Genomic DNA, 1,648 nt, shown 5'->3' with positions numbered 1-1,648 from the left:
TGCCGCAAAAGGGAATCACAAACGAATTTGCAGGGTTTGGCGGCCTCGACCTCCCAAACCCTGCAATCTCAAACCGTCTCAAATCCGAAAAACAGACTCCCGCTCAATCGCTTAAAGCCTTGTTCACGGGCGACCAGCTAGCTCGGACAGCAAACATCACCTTAACTTGACGCCACGCTGCGCACCTTCTTTGAGGTGACTGGTGGACCGATTGCTGCGCCAGTATGTTCATCGGAGGTGGGCCGAAGTCCATCGTCTCACCTCGAAAATCACCAGATGCGCTCTGGCAACCACCGGCTGGAGAAGATCCGGTAACAGGATGTTATCCGCTAATCGTGCCCACGCTCGCGGGGTGACGGTTAGGGAGGTGCAAGGTGGCTATGCCGGTCGCTCTCACGACAGCACCAGGGAAGTAGACATTGCAGCGGTGGCCACCGCATGCGCGTGACAAATTGCAGTTTCGTCTGATTATCCCGGCCGGATGTACGCAGTGGCATGACGGGAGCCCCGGCCTTCATGCCGGGGGTTTTCGTTTCCATCGCGAGAAGTCCGCCGATTCACTTTGCGGAAGAGCGCTTTTCCGTGTTTGCGCAAGAACAGGGCAGTGGCGGCCTCACAGCCTTCGTATACCAACTTCCAAGATATTCAGGCATGCGTGCACAGTCTTGTATTCGGTTGTCGTCACGATTTCCCTAAGCGTTTTGCCCTGATCGATTAACCCGCTCACAACCACCACGTGTTCGTCGAATGTTTGAAACAGCTTTACGATCGAACTGTCGGCCTCGGTCTTCAGGAAAAAGTCGATGGTGGCTCGTTTCCTAGCGATGCTCCTCGTGACGTGGATCGAGTAAATTGCAATGCCGCCGGCCACCATAGCGACCGACGGCGTTACGAGGGGCGCGTACGGCAGCACCTTGAACGCCGCGTGATGAACGGCTTCGTACGCCGTCTAAGCCCACACCGAAAAGACGCTCATCGCCGGATCATTTAGTATCTCGGCGTTCGATGACCGGTCGCGCCCGTGTACGGGTTCACGTTGCCCGTTGCGCTGAAGTTGTCCCTCTGCGTACTGTTCGGGTTCGTGGCGACGTAGGGCTGCACATAGGTGCCATGGCTGTTGATATATCCGGACGATGTGTGTGTGCTAGGGCTCGATCCGGTGCCAGTTAGATATTGAGCTTGGGCAGCGGTCGTTGCCAACACGAGAGCAGCGGTCAAAATTATACGCTTCATCAAGGAATCTCCCTAACTAGTTTTGTAAAACGCCGCATACAACCAGACGAATCAGGAGGAGTCCAGCGCAGCTTTGTAGTTAAACCCGAGCTTCGCAATGACCCGGACCGGGGCGCTCCGATCCCGTGTTGGCTCAATGACGGGCTGTTATCGGAGCTGCGATTAACCGCTGTATTGTAGAGTGCTTCTACGTGCGCTAATGGATGGAGCGCTAGCTGGGACGCGACTGGAAACGTAATGAGAGATTTCGACGTCCGACAGGCCTTGCGGCGGGAACTTCATGAACAAGAGCTATGCGGGATTTTGGGTGACGAGGCGATCAGGCGGCGTGGTTTGCCGGCACCTGGATGACCTCGATGCCGTTTTCGAATCTGACACCTGCGATGACCTTCGGCAACTGATTTGTGCCTTTCAG

General features: G+C 55.8%; 1 protein-coding gene. It reads right to left on the bottom strand.

Annotation, left to right across the window (positions count from 1 at the left end):
* Nucleotides 1–613: 613 nt before the first annotated feature.
* Nucleotides 614–913, bottom strand: a complete 300-nt coding sequence (locus CV770_RS40990) for a DUF4760 domain-containing protein (RefSeq protein WP_146101474.1) — start codon at nt 911–913, stop codon at nt 614–616.
* Nucleotides 914–1,648 lie beyond the last annotated feature (735 nt).

The sequence above is a fragment of the Bradyrhizobium sp. AC87j1 genome (genome assembly GCF_002936975.1).
In the GTDB taxonomy this organism is placed as follows: domain Bacteria; phylum Pseudomonadota; class Alphaproteobacteria; order Rhizobiales; family Xanthobacteraceae; genus Bradyrhizobium; species Bradyrhizobium shewense.
This window is presented reverse-complemented; position numbering and strand designations above follow the sequence as displayed.